Here is a 14,034-nt window from a genome sequence, read left to right as displayed (position 1 = left end):
TTACATATTTTACAAAGCGTGCTAAAATAGGGTGGTGAGACTAAATTCAAGGTCTTAAGGCCTCAATTTCTAAAAAGTCATTAAAAGTTAGAATAGGAGAAATTAGTGAAAAAGAAATCTTTGTTATTTTTATCTTTGTGCGCTTGGACACTACAAAGTCATCTAGTTCATGCCAATACTTTATCTGAAACTTCTAATCAGGTTTCACAAGGTACGGAATCAGAAAGTCAGTCATCAAACTCTAATACAGCAACAGTCAGCTCAACATCTGTTTCTCCAGCTGTTGCTTCGACTGGAACAGCTCAATCAAATAATGTTGTATCTGATACAGGTTCGGAGGATACCACGACAATTTCAAGTTCAACAGTATCTAATACTTCAGCATCTGTACCTGCTAGCTCAATCAAACCTTCTACAAATGCAGTAGCATCATCAATCAAAAAGACTACTAGTTCCACAAATACTGTAACTTCGGCGACACAAGCGAGAAGTGCATCAATTTCGGCAGCAACTAGTCAGGTAAGTAATACAAATAGTGTTGCAACAGCGTCTACCACCGTAGCACCCTCAGTTGCAACGAATAATTCGACAACAGCATCATCTACTTCTGTAGCATCCTCTGTTGCAACGAATAATTCGACAACAGCATCTACTCAATCAAATTCTTCAACAGTTTCGGATACTACTCCAAACCTAGTTTCAGTTTCAAATATCGACTCACAAAAAGGTACCTATGATGTACGAATTACGAATGTATCATCTTCTAAAGAAATAAAGACAGTTTTCGTACCAACTTGGACCGAAGTAAATGGTCAGGATGATATTATTTGGTACGAAGCGAAGCGTCAACTTGATAATAGTTATAGATTAACGGTTAATAAAGCTCAGCATAACAATATAACTGGTAAATATCATTCCCATGTATATTATTTAGCAAAAGATGGCAGCCTTACAGGAGTTGGTACAACTTCAGCAACATTACAAGCACCGAAACCAACTGGAACTGTTTCGGTTGCTAATGTAAATACGAAAACAGGTACCTATGATGTTGTTGTAAAAAATGTCTATTCACCTACATCTATTGATAAAGTGTTAATTCCAACTTGGACGTCAAACAAAGGTCAAGATGATATCGTTTGGCACGAAGCCAGTCGTCAGGCTGATGGAAGTTACAAATATACAGTTAAGAAAACTGAGCACAAAAATGAGACAGGGACTTATATTTCCCATGTTTATTATAGAGGGAAAGATGGTAAACAAACCTATATTGGTGCAACAACAGCTGATTTATCATCGTCAAGTTCACAATCCAATACCTCTAATAAGCTTTCAGGAACAATTACTATTTCAAACATCAATGCTGAAAATGGTTCTTTTGTAGTAAAAATTACAAATGTATCTTCACCAAATGGTGTTAAATCTGTATCGGTTCCAACTTGGACTGAAAACAAGAGTGTAGATGATATTGTTTTCCATGAAGCCATTCGCCAACCAGATGGAAGCTATGAAGCGGTCATAAAGAAATCGGAACATAAGAATGAAATTGGAAAATATATTACTACTGTTTATTATCATGGAAATGATGGAAGTCGTACATTTGTAGGTACAAAAACAGTTACATTACCCGCTGCCCAAACTGTAGTCAAGACCTCGGAAAAAGCAAGTGGTAAAGTAACAGTTTCCAACATCAACGCCAATACAGGTACATATGATGTAGTCATTTCTGATGTGAAATCCCCAGTTGCTCTTGATAAAGTATTGGTACCAACTTGGACTTCAAACAAAGGTCAAGATGATATCATTTGGCACGAAGCCAGTCGTCAGGCTGATGGCAGTTACAAATATACTGTTAAGAAAACTGAGCACAAAAATGAGATCGGGGCTTATATTTCACATGTATATTACCAAGGAAAAGATGGAAAAAGTACCTTTATAGGTTCAACGACTGCAAATATACCAGCAGCACCAACACCTGTGAAAGCAAGTGGTAAAGTAACAGTTTCCAACATCAACGCCAATACAGGTACATATGATGTAGTCATTTCTGATGTGAAATCCCCAGTTACTCTTGATAAAGTATTGGTACCAACTTGGACTTCAAACAAAGGTCAAGATGATATCATTTGGCACGAAGCCAGTCGCCAGGCTGATGGTAGTTACAAATATACAGTTAAGAAAACTGAGCACAAAAATGAGACAGGAACTTATATTTCACATGTATATTACAAAGGAAAAGATGGAAAAAGTACCTTTATAGGTTCAACGACAGCAAATATACCTGCTGCACCAGCACAATCAACAATTTCTGATAAACTTTCTGGTACAATCACTGTATCTAATATAAATGCAGAAAACGGTTCATTTGTTGTAAAAATTACAAACGTTGCATCTCCGAATGGTGTAAAATCTGTTATTGTGCCAACCTGGACTGAAAACAAGAGTGTTGATGATATTGTTTTCCATGAAGCCGTTCGCCAGTCAGACGGAAGTTACGAAGTGACGATTAAAAAATCTGAACACAAGAATGAAACTGGTAAGTATATTACAACAGTCTATTACCAAGGAAAAGATGGAAACCGAACATTTGTTGGGACTACAAACGTAACATTACCAGCTTCAGAAACTGTTGAAAAATCCACTGAAAAAGCAAGCGGAAAAGTAACGGTCTCAAATGTCAATAGCAACTCAGGTACCTATGATGTTGTCATTTCAGAAGTGAAATCGCCAGTAGCTATTGATAAGGTCTTGGTTCCAACCTGGACAGAAAATAAAGGACAGGACGATATCATCTGGCATGAAGCAAGTCGTCAACCAGATGGTACTTACAAATATACTGTTAAAAAGTTTGAACATAATAACGAAATCGGGAAATATGTCTCTCACGTATACTACCGTGGAACTGATGGTAGTATGACTGGAGTTGGAGCTGTCACTGCTGAATTAAAAGGTTCTACTACACCAGCGAAAGCTTCTGGAACAATTTCAGTAACAAACATTAATTCTCAAACAGGTTCATTTGATGTAATTATTAAAAATGTCTATTCGCCTGTAGCGTTAGATAAAGTTTTAGTCCCAACTTGGACTGATAATAAAGACCAGGATGACATTATTTGGCATGAAGCAAGCCGTCAGGCAGATGGTAGCTATCGTTTAACAGTTTTAAGTTCACAACATAAAAACGAATCTGGGCGCTATACTTCCCATGTTTATTACCGCGGAAAAGACGGTAGTATGGCAATGGTAGGTGCTACGTCAGCCAATCTACCTGCAGGGGCATATTCACAACGTTCGCCTCAGCGTTCATATACTGTATATATTGATCCAGGGCATGGTGGTGCTGATTCAGGTGCTTCTTATGGAGGAGTTCATGAGAAAAATCTTGCTATGAATGTTGCAAATAAGCTAAAAGCTAATTTGTTAGCACTTGGTATTAATGTATTGATGACGCGTACTGGGGATTACAATGTAGATTATGTCACTGAACGCTCTCGAATGGTCAATAGTAGTAATGCCGATTTATTTATCAGTCTACATTTCAACGCGACTGGTGCTGGTACTACAACGGCTAGGGGTATTGAAACTTATTGGTATCAAAGTAATCCATCCTATCCATCAAAAATTAATCAGGCATATCACAATAATCCAACTAGACTTGCTGAGAGTCAAACATTAGCAAATCAGATTCAGTCGAGCTTGATAAAGGAAACAGGTGCCTATAATCGCGGTGTCAAACGAGAGACATTTGCTGTTCTTCGTGAAACAAAAATCCCTGCTGTTTTAGTTGAGATGGGCTTTATGGATAATCCATCAGAGTTGCAAGTGATTAAGCAAGATTCTTACCAAACAAAACTTGCTAAAGCTTTGGCTGACGGAATTGTTAATTGGTATGGTGCTGTAGGGGGAAAGTAAGTACAAATGGAGCGACATCTACCACAAATACAGTGAGTCAGTCAAATCAAGTTCAAATGACTGATTCACAGCGTCGCTTCATCAATACAATTGCTCCAGCAGCCCAAGTAGTTTCAAAAACATCAGGTATCTTACCAAGTGTTATGGTCGCACAAGCGATTTTAGAAAGTGGATGGGGTAGCTCTACATTAGCCAAACAAGCAAACAACTATTTTGGAATAAAAGCTGATTCGAGTTGGAAAGGAAAAACTATTACAATACCAACAACTGAGTATAGAAATGGGGTTTCTAGAACTGAGAATGCAGTTTTTAGAGCTTATGATTCACCAACTGCTAGTTTGAGCGACTATAGCAAATTCTTCACTTCAACCCCTTGGCGAACAAAAAATTATCAACAATTTAGACAGTCTCGTACCTATATTGAAGCTGTAAATGCACTCCAAAAGTCAGGCTACGCAACTGATCCAAATTATGCTAATAAATTGAAGTCACTTATTGAGAGATACCAACTTCATTCTTATGATTATATATTGATTTCAGACTAAACTAATTTTATTTAAATATGTAAAAGACGTCTCAGAATTGATGTCTAATTGAATGTTTGCTATTGGAAATTATGGGCTCTTTCTCAACTGTAGTGGGTAGATGAAGAGTAGCTCGATAATTACCTTAATGGAGTTGTATACCAAACTCTTAATGAGTCTTGAAACAAGTTGGTCTAGTGCCCAATGTCATTAAGTTAACTAACCTATCACGTTTTGTGGTGGGTTAGTTTTTATGTTACACTAAAATAAAAGGGGAAAAGTCATGCTAGATCAGATTAAAGCTCATTTACTTGATAGTATTAACGACATCGTTTCTAGTGCCAATCAGTTTGTGCTTCATCCTGAAAAAGATTTTAGTCGGCAAAGTCAGCTAACTATGAAAACCATGATTCAAGCCATACTGACCATGGGAGGCAATACCTTATCTAAAGAGTTACTTGACTTACATTTACCAGTTACCCAATCTGCCTTTGTTCAACGGCGGTATCAGATTAAACACCAAGCTTTTAAAACACTTTTTAGGGATATTACTTCTAAAATTCCAATCTCTGATAATCTCCCTATCCTGGCTGTTGATGGCAGTGATGTGATTCTACCAAGAAATCGTTTTGATAAAACGACCTCTTTTCAAACTGGACCACATCACACTCCTTACAATCTCATTCATATTAATGCTCTCTACAATCTCGAACAAGAGATGTATCATGATTTACGGATCCAAGATAATCGAGAGGTTGATGAACGTGCGGCTTTTATTGATATGATGAAGAACTCTTCTTTCAAACAAGCTCTGGTAATAATGGATAGGGGGTATGAATCCTACAATGTCATGGCTCACTGCCAAGAAAGAAATTGGTCCTATATTATTCGTATTCGTGACGGGAATCATTCTATGAAATCAGGATTTAACCTCCCTGACACCCCTTGTTTTGATGAGGCATTTGACCTAAACATCTGTCGCAAACAAACCAATGACATGAAAGAACTGTATCGAGACTTCCCTAATCAGTATCATTTTTTACCTCATAATGCTTCCTTTGACTTTTTACTAAACTCTAGCCGAAAAAGCGACCCAGTTCAGTTTTACGAACTTCATTTTCGAATGGTGCGTCTCGAAATCAAGCCAGGTTTCTTTGAAACTTTGGTGACAAACACCGATTATTCTCCAGAAAAATTAAAAGATCTCTATGCCTACAGATGGGGCATAGAGACCAGTTTTCGTGACCTAAAATACAGTATCGGTCTGACTCATTTTCATGCAAAAAAGAAGGAAGGGATTCTCCAAGAAATCTACGCTCGCTTTATCAATTTTAATGTTTGTAAATGGCTAACCTCACACGTTACCATTAAAACATCAAAGTTAAAACAGACTTATAAAATTTGTTTTTCAGACGCTGTTTATGCCTGTCGAAAATTTCTTAGAAACAAACTCACTTCCTTCCAATTAGAAACCTACATTGCCAAGCATTTATCCATCATCCGACCCAATCGAACGCTCCAAAGAAAGATAAAAAGCAAGGCACCTGTAAGCTTCACTTATAGAGTAACATAATAGTTGAAAAATAGGGTTAAAAAACCTCCTTTTTGTGCGCCCTAAATACAAAAACTATTCCCGTTTTGTCATGAACTGCTCAGACGAGAATAGTTTCTTTAGCTGCTTAAATGCTTAACTTAATGACATTGGGCTTGGTATTGTCTTCCTTTTCTGTTTTTTAGCAGGATGTAAAGTACTTGTAATATGGAACGAGCTTTGTCACAGAAGTGACATTTTATGGAACGGCATTTATGATATAATGATAAAATATGCTAGTTGAGAGGAGAATTTCTATGCAGACAAAGAAAATGAGTATGTTTTTATTTTTTGCCTATCTCCTTTTACTTACTTGGATGATTGTCTTTAAGATGGACTTGAGCATCTTATATGGACGCTATGGTTATGCTAGTATAAACTTAATTCCGTTTGCAGGAACAGCAGTCTATGATGGAGTGCTGGATTTTCCAGAAATTCTATTTAATATTGTAAGTTTTATTCCCTTTGGTATTTATATGGAAATGCTATTTCGCAAGGCATCGTGGGTGGCTAATCTATGTTTGATTATGTTAGTGAGTCTCTGTTTTGAGGTTCTGCAATATTTTCTTTTGCTTGGAGTTGCAGATATAACTGATTTACTGGCTAACGGCTTAGGGGGAGCAATCGGTATTAATGTCATGTATGTCTTGACCAGTATTTGGCGGGAGAAGGCCTATGTTCGTATGAATATTTTTTGTTTTGCGCTAACGTTTTTTGTTATATTAATAACTTATTTAGCTATGTAGGTCTTGCTAAATATATCCAAAGTTTGCTAAAATGAATATAATGAATATTAAGGAAGAGATTATTAAATTATCTCAGGAAATCGGAATTTCGAAGATTGGTTTTACAACGGCTGATGATTTTGCTTATTTGGAGAAATCACTTCGTGCTAGTCAGGAAGAGGGGCGTTCGTCAGGCTTTGAACATAAGAACATTGAAGAACGTATCCGTCCCAAATTATCGTTAGAATCAGCTAAAACCATCATTTCTATCACGGTAGCTTATCCTAGACATTTGCCTGTCAAACCGCAGAAGACCCAATACAAACGTGGAAAGATTACACCTAGCTCTTGGGGCCTAGACTACCATTATATCTTGCAAGATAAGATGGAGCGCTTGGCGAGGGGGATTGAAAAACTGACGGATGGTTTGGAATACAAGGCCATGGTGGACACGGGTGCCTTGGTGGATACTGCTGTTGCCAGACGAGCAGGCATTGGTTTTATCGGTAAGAATGGCCTGGTTATTTCTAAGGAATTTGGTTCCTATATGTTTTTGGGCGAGTTGGTGACCAACCTTGAGATTGAGCCTGATAAGCCAGTGGACTACGACTGTGGCGATTGCAATCGTTGTGTTGCAGCCTGTCCAACATCTTGTTTGTTAGGGGATACGACTATGAACGCCCGCCGTTGTCTGTCTTTTCAGACACAGGATAAGGGGATGATGGACTTGGAGTTTCGTAAGAAAATCAAGACGGTCATCTATGGTTGTGATATTTGCCAGATTTGTTGTCCATACAATAAAGGAATTTCCAGTCCACCTGTTGTAGACATTGATCCAGATTTGGCTGAGCCAGAGCTGATTCCATTTTTGGACTTGTCAAATGGGCAGTTCAAGGAAAAATTTGGCATGATTGCTGGTTCTTGGCGGGGGAAAAACATTCTCCAGCGCAATGCCATCATAGCCTTGGCCAATAGCAATGACCGCTCTGCCATTCCCAAACTTTTAGAAATCATCGATAAGAAACAAAATCCGGTCCACATGGCAACGGCTATCTGGGCCTTGGGGCAATTGGTCAAACAGCCCAATGATGAGATGGTTTCCTTTATTGCAGGTATTTCATCAGACAATGATGATGTCAGAGCAGAGCAAACGGCCTTTCTCAACATGGTCAAGGACTTGCAAATGTGATATAATAAATATTATGAATAAAAATGAGGTGTATATGGATACAGCAGAAATTCGCCAAAAGATTGAAGAACTTGGCAAAAAATTAACTTCTTTTAGGGGGTCTCTTTGACTTAGAAGGTCTGGAAGAAGAGATTGCCATTCTTGAGAACAAGATGACGGAGCCAGATTTCTGGAATGATAATTTGGCAGCCCAGAAGACGTCTCAGGAGTTGAATGAATTAAAAAACACCTACGGAAATTTCCATCAGATGTTGGATTTATATGATGAATCTGAAATTTTGCTAGATTTTCTAGCAGAAGATGAGTCTGTTCGGGATGAACTGGTTGAAAAGTTAGCAGAATTGGACAAATCCATGACTGCCTATGAAATGACCTTGCTCTTGTCAGAACCTTATGACCACAATAATGCCATCTTGGAAATTCATCCAGGTTCGGGTGGTACCGAAGCACAAGACTGGGGAGAAATGCTCCTTCGGATGTATCAGCGTTTTGGGAATGCCAAAGGTTTTACAGTAGAAACATTGGATTATCAAGCTGGTGATGAGGCAGGTATTAAGTCCGTGACTCTAAGCTTTACAGGTCCAAACGCCTATGGCTTGCTTAAGTCAGAAATGGGTGTTCATCGTTTGGTGCGCATCTCACCTTTTGACTCAGCTAAGCGTCGTCATACTTCCTTTACATCTGTAGAGGTAATGCCTGAGTTGGACGATACCATTGAAATTGAAATTCGTGATGATGAAGTCAAAATGGATACCTTCCGTTCAGGTGGTGCTGGTGGACAGAACGTCAACAAGGTCTCAACGGGTGTGCGTTTGACCCATATTCCGACAGGGATTGTGACTCAGTCCACAGTTGACCGTACTCAGTATGGAAACCGAGACCGTGCAATGAAACTCTTGCAGGCTAAATTGTATCAATTGGAGCAGGAGAAGAAGGCTGCAGAGGTCGACTCACTCAAGGGAGATAAAAAAGAAATTACTTGGGGAAGTCAGATTCGTTCCTATGTCTTTACGCCTTATACTATGGTAAAAGACCACCGTACTGGTTATGAGGTGGCTCAAGTCGATAAGGTTATGGACGGAGACTTGGACGGCTTTATAGATGCTTATTTAAAATGGCGAATTAGCTAAGAACCTGTATTTACAAGTGAAGTTCTTGTAAATAAGAGATAGTTTTTCGCTCATCAAGGAAGTTTTTTTAAAGAATACGGACTGTATTTTGAAAAAACGTTCTCAAATCTAAAGAAAGGACTGTCTAAGACAGGAAATCCTATGGGAATAATAGAAATGAAAGACGTTTCCAAGAAATATGGAAACGGAACGACTGCCCTTCGCGGAGTATCAGTCAATGTTGAAGCGGGAGAATTTGCCTACATTGTAGGTCCTTCTGGTGCAGGTAAGTCAACCTTTATCAAACTCTTGTATCGGGAGGAAAAGCTCGATAAGGGGAGTCTAAAGGTTGGTAAGTTTGACCTTGCAAAAATTAAAAAGAGAGATGTTCCTCTTCTACGTCGTAGTGTAGGAGTGGTTTTCCAAGACTACAAACTCTTACCTAAAAAGACTGTCTTTGAAAATATTGCCTATGCCATGGAAGTTATCGGTGAAAAACCACGGAATATCAAGAAACGTGTAATGGAAGTTTTAGATTTGGTTGGTTTGAAGCACAAAATTCGTTCTTTCCCAAATGAACTTTCAGGTGGTGAGCAACAGCGTATTGCTATTGCCCGTGCCATTGTAAATAATCCTAAAGTATTGATTGCTGATGAACCAACTGGTAACTTGGACCCTGAAAACTCTTGGGAAATCATGAATCTATTGGAGCGAATCAATTTGCAGGGGACAACGATTTTGATGGCGACACACAATAGTCAGATTGTAAATACACTTCGTCATCGTGTTATTGCGATTGAAGATGGTCGTGTAGTACGTGATGAAGCGGAAGGAGAATATGGATACGATGAGTAATCGATTTTTTAGACACTTTATTGAGTCATTGAAGAGTTTGAAGCGAAATGGTTGGATGACGATTGCAGCCATTTCATCTGTAGCCATTACCCTTACCTTGGTTGGTCTATTTGCTTCAGTTATTTTGAACACAGCAAAGCTCGCTTCGGATTTGGAACAGAATGTACGCATCAATGTGTATTTGAGAGCGAACTCAACCGATCAAGCTGAGACGATTGTGAACGAAGCAGGAGAGACGGTAGCTAATCCAGATTATCGAAAGGTGTATAATCAGATTACAGCCTTAGAAAATGTACAATCTGTTACTTATTCAAGTAAGGATGAACAGTTGCAGAAATTAACAGCTACCTTGGGAGATACTTGGAACCTATTCCAAGGAGATGCCAATCCACTTTACGATGCTTATATCATTGATACGACTGAACCGCAATATGTAAAAACTGTTGCAGCAGAGATTGCTAAAATTGATGGTGTTACAGAGGTACGCGATGGGGAAGTTGAAACGGAACGTATTTTTAAATTAGCTAATCTAGTTCGTACATGGGGATTGGCAGCAACTGGCTTATTGCTCTTTACTGCTGTTTTCTTGATTTCCAATACTATTCGAATTACCATTATTTCTCGTAGCCGTGAAATTCAGATCATGCGTCTGGTTGGTGCTAAAAACAGTTATATCCGTGGACCATTCCTCTGGGAAGGTGCCTGGGTAGGTCTCCTCGGAGCTATTTTGCCTTCTGCTTTAGTCTATTCTCTTTATAAGATGATTTATACTTCGGTAAATGCTAGTCTTGCTAGTCAAGATTTGTCTCTGATTAGTATGAATGTCTTTGTTCCAGGAATGATTGGCGCACTTTTTGTAATTGGTATTATTATTGGTTCCTTGGGATCAGTCATTTCCATGAACCGCTACTTAAAAATTTAATAGACAAGCTACATGTAAAAAGGTCTGCCTCATTATTGTGCAGACCTTTTTGTTATGGATGTCTATGGTGAGAAGATTCGTTCATCTCTTGCTTAATAGTACAGTCGCAGGAACAATCTCCGCAGGATCCTTTTCCTTTGATGAGACTGCGAATAGCAAGAGAAAATAAGATGACGATGATGAGAAAGAGGATAAGTGTGGGCATTAATATTCTCCTTTTTCTAATGTTTTTAGCGTGACGATTGGAAGAGTATTGGCTGGTTTTTTCACTAGGCTGTAGATGGCTGTGATAATTAGAAAGATAGCGATAAATGTCCAGACGGTTGGTAATTGTCCGTAGATAAGTACAAGACCAATCTGATAGATAACCAAACTACTTGCATAGGCTAAACCTGTTTGGAAACCGATAGCAATCCATGTCCATTTGGCTTCTCCCATTTCACGGTGAATGGCACCAATAGCCGCAAAACAAGGGGCACAGAGGAGATTGAAGACTAGGAAGGAATAGGCTGATAATGCTGTATAGTCTTGTTGTAAAAGCCCCCAGAGTTCGGGATTTTCTTCGGTTGTTTCTCCTAATTTATAGAGGATACCAAAGGTGGCAATGACGGTTTCCTTGGCTAAGAGACCTGTAATGGCTGCAACAGTTGCTCGCCAATTTCCGAAACCAAGTGGGGCAAAGAGGAGAGAAAAACTGCGTCCAATGGAGGCTAAGATACTCTCATCTGTTTCTACCATTTGTAAGGACCAATTATAGGAACTGCTGAACCAAATAATGATGTTGGTCACAAATATAATGGTACCAGCTCGTTTGATAAAACTAAGTGCCTTATCGAATGCATACCGGAGAACCGTACTGAGTTTCGGTAAGTGATAAGATGGTAATTCCATGATAAAGGGGCTTGCGACTCCACCGAGCTGCTTGGTCTTTTTTAGTGCCATTCCGGATAGGACGATGGCGGCCATACCGACAAAATAGGCGCTTGGAGCAATCCAAGGATTGTCAGGAAAGAAAGCACCGGCTACCAGCGAAATGATAGGAAGTTTAGCAGAACAGGGCATGAAGGTTGCTGTCATAATGGTGATTTTTCGGTCCTGTTCATTTTCAATAGTCCGACTTGCCATGACTCCAGGAACGCCACAGCCTGTGGAAATCAACATGGGAATAAAGGATTTGCCTGATAGACCAAAACGTCTAAAAATCCTATCCATGACAAAGGCGACTCGGCTCATATAGCCGATGTCTTCCAAGATTCCCAAGCAGACGAAGAGGACAAAAATTTGTGGTACAAAACCTAGAATGGCTCCGCATCCTGCAATAATGCCATCAAAGACCAGAGATTGTAGCCAGCCAGCGATTTCAAATCGATCTAGATTTTCCTGAATAAGGCCTGGAACAAGCTCTCCGAAGAGGACATCATTCACCCAGTCAGTCCCCATTGTACCAACCGTTTGAATAGACAGGAAGTAGGTCAGCCACATGACTGCCGCAAAGATAGGGAGGGCAAGAAAACGATTGGTAACAAGTCGGTCGATGTTATCAGACAGGTTAAAAGTCTTATCGCTGTCTTTTGTGACCAGTTCTGTGATTTTCTCGATGAATTGGTAGCGTTGATTGACGATAATGGCTTCCATATCGTCTGCGTAAATTTTTTCCAAAATGGCAATGATTTCGGTCAAATCAAGCATGTCTTGCGCATTGAGTTGCAATTGGTCTAGAATGACTTGGTCTTGTTCGAGTAGCTTAATGGCGTAGAAGCGTTTTTGATGATTTGGGATGGAATCCGATAATAGGTCAATAACTTGGGCGAGGCCAGCTTCAAATTGTTTGTCATACTGAGGATAGATTGGCTCAGCTCGTTGATTGGTAATTTTTTCTACTTCATGGAGGAGCTGGGATATACCTAGCTTTTTTAGTGCACTGATAGGCTGTACAGGAACTCCCAGTTGATAGGAGAGCTGGTCGCTGTTTATTGAGCGACCTTGACTTTTCAGGGCGTCTGTCATATTGAGGGCGATAACAATAGGAAGACCCATTTCTAATAACTGCAAGGTCAGATAGAGATTCCGCTCCAAGTTTGTTGCATCAAGGACGTTGAGGATAGCAGCTGATTGGTCCGCTATCAAATAATCTCTGGCAACCCGTTCTTCTGGTGTGTAGGGAGACAGCGAGTAGATACCTGGTAAATCTTGAATTAGTAAATGTTTTCGCTTTTTGATCGTTCCAGATTTTCTTTCAACGGTGACTCCGGGCCAGTTACCAACACGTTGGTTGGTCCCTGTTAGGAGGTTGAAAAGAGTTGTTTTTCCGCTATTTGGATTTCCTGCAAGGGCGATGTGTTTTGTCATTTCCTCACCTCGCTTGTGATTTGAACACCAATCATTTGCGCTTCGGATTTGCGTAGTGTCAGCTCATAGCCTCTCAAGGTAATTTCGATTGGATCGCCCAGGGGAGCGACTTTTTTGAGAAATAGCTGCGTGTTCTTTGTAAGTCCCATATCCATGAGGCGACGACGGAGTGCACCTGCTGCATAGATGTCCATGACCCTGGCTGAGCTACCAATAGGTGCCTCGGATAGATTGATTATTTCGGTAGCTGACTTTTCTATTAAAACCAGAGATTCGATAATTTCTCTGTCTAGGGCTAGACGGCTTGCCTTGACTTGGAAAATTGCATTGGTCTTGGTTTTTGAAATGATGCGAATCTCTTCTCCGACTTTTAAACCCAAGTGCGCTAAGTGTTTACGAATATCATCTTGCGTTAGACAATCTTTGACTAAATAAGATTGTCCAACTTGAAGGTTTTGTAGTTTCATATCGTTTCCTTTGTGATTTTTATAACAATAGTATAGCACAATTCCTTAAAAGTGTCAGATAATTTTTAGGAATAGCTTATTTTCTCTTTATTTTGGTTTTTCATTGTCAGTTACCAACTTGTCCCATAGTAAGTTCTACCTTATTTCTTTGTCTCAGTCTAATTTCCAGTTTTTAAGACAGACTAGAACTTACTTTGGGAATTTACCTTCTCTTTTTTTTCTTTATTTTTCTCAATATTTCCAAAAAATCCATTGACTTTTTTTAGAGATATGATATACTAGTCAAGTACTGCTGGTTTAGCTCAGTCGGTAGAGCGCATCCATGGTAAGGATGAGGTCGCCGGTTCAATCCCGGCAACTAGCATAAAATAACGCTAAAAACCCTTGAAACACA

11 protein-coding genes and 1 tRNA gene are annotated in these 14,034 nt (G+C 39.4%); 9 read left to right on the top strand and 3 right to left on the bottom strand.

The window, feature by feature from the left end; translation table 11 throughout:
- Positions 1–105: 105 nt before the first annotated feature.
- From PHA78_RS08935 to ftsX, 8 genes are all read left to right on the top strand, one after another.
- Positions 106–3,909: a GBS Bsp-like repeat-containing protein gene (locus PHA78_RS08935; RefSeq protein ID WP_272158046.1), complete on the top strand. Its 3,804-nt coding sequence runs from the start codon at positions 106–108 to the stop codon at positions 3,907–3,909.
- Positions 3,910–3,965: 56 nt separating this feature from the next.
- On the top strand, positions 3,966–4,454 hold the full coding sequence (locus PHA78_RS08930) for a glycoside hydrolase family 73 protein (protein ID WP_079267785.1): 489 nt from the start codon (positions 3,966–3,968) through the stop codon (positions 4,452–4,454).
- A 262-nt stretch (positions 4,455–4,716) separates the two neighbouring features.
- Positions 4,717–6,006: an IS4 family transposase gene (locus tag PHA78_RS08925; RefSeq protein WP_099809121.1), complete on the top strand. Its 1,290-nt coding sequence runs from the start codon at positions 4,717–4,719 to the stop codon at positions 6,004–6,006.
- Between the two features lie 275 nt (positions 6,007–6,281).
- On the top strand, positions 6,282–6,770 hold the full coding sequence (locus PHA78_RS08920) for a VanZ family protein (protein WP_105153567.1): 489 nt from the start codon (positions 6,282–6,284) through the stop codon (positions 6,768–6,770).
- A 40-nt stretch (positions 6,771–6,810) separates the two neighbouring features.
- The gene (queG, locus tag PHA78_RS08915) at positions 6,811–7,938 is read left to right on the top strand and encodes a tRNA epoxyqueuosine(34) reductase QueG (protein WP_272158042.1); all 1,128 of its coding nucleotides are present in this window, start codon (positions 6,811–6,813) and stop codon (positions 7,936–7,938) included.
- A 34-nt stretch (positions 7,939–7,972) separates the two neighbouring features.
- Positions 7,973–9,068, top strand: a protein-coding gene (gene prfB, locus PHA78_RS08910; protein WP_105129829.1) for a peptide chain release factor 2 whose coding sequence is annotated in 2 segments (ribosomal slippage) — positions 7,973–8,044 and positions 8,046–9,068 — 1,095 coding nt in all. Because the reading frame shifts where the segments join, the coding sequence is not laid out codon by codon here.
- Positions 9,069–9,209: 141 nt separating this feature from the next.
- A complete protein-coding gene (gene ftsE / locus PHA78_RS08905; protein WP_002936190.1) occupies positions 9,210–9,902 on the top strand; it encodes a cell division ATP-binding protein FtsE in 693 nt (230 codons plus the stop codon).
- Complete coding sequence (gene ftsX / locus PHA78_RS08900; RefSeq protein WP_044759522.1) at positions 9,895–10,824, top strand: permease-like cell division protein FtsX; 930 nt, start codon at positions 9,895–9,897, stop codon at positions 10,822–10,824. The genes ftsE and ftsX overlap by 8 nt, the downstream gene beginning before the upstream one ends.
- A gap of 52 nt (positions 10,825–10,876) precedes the next feature.
- Here the strand turns inward: ftsX and PHA78_RS08895 are convergent, their stop codons facing one another.
- The 3 genes from PHA78_RS08895 to PHA78_RS08885 are packed head-to-tail and all read right to left on the bottom strand — an operon-like array spanning position 10,877 to position 13,640.
- Positions 10,877–11,029 (bottom strand): FeoB-associated Cys-rich membrane protein, encoded by a 153-nt coding sequence (locus PHA78_RS08895; RefSeq protein ID WP_085461704.1) that lies wholly within the window; start codon positions 11,027–11,029, stop codon positions 10,877–10,879.
- Positions 11,029–13,173, bottom strand: a complete 2,145-nt coding sequence (feoB, locus tag PHA78_RS08890; protein ID WP_272158035.1) for a ferrous iron transport protein B — start codon at positions 13,171–13,173, stop codon at positions 11,029–11,031. Before feoB ends, PHA78_RS08895 begins: the two co-directional genes overlap by 1 nt.
- Positions 13,170–13,640: a FeoA family protein gene (locus tag PHA78_RS08885; RefSeq protein ID WP_024376907.1), complete on the bottom strand. Its 471-nt coding sequence runs from the start codon at positions 13,638–13,640 to the stop codon at positions 13,170–13,172. The genes feoB and PHA78_RS08885 overlap by 4 nt, the downstream gene beginning before the upstream one ends.
- Positions 13,641–13,931: 291 nt before the next feature.
- Here PHA78_RS08885 and PHA78_RS08880 point away from each other — a divergent pair.
- Positions 13,932–14,004: transfer RNA gene (locus tag PHA78_RS08880), tRNA-Thr, on the top strand.
- Positions 14,005–14,034 lie beyond the last annotated feature (30 nt).

This window comes from Streptococcus sp. HN38 (assembly GCF_028335765.1).
Lineage (GTDB): Bacteria > Bacillota > Bacilli > Lactobacillales > Streptococcaceae > Streptococcus > Streptococcus suis_P.
The sequence above is the reverse complement of the archived record's forward strand: the minus strand, read 5'-3'. Positions and strand labels throughout refer to the sequence as shown.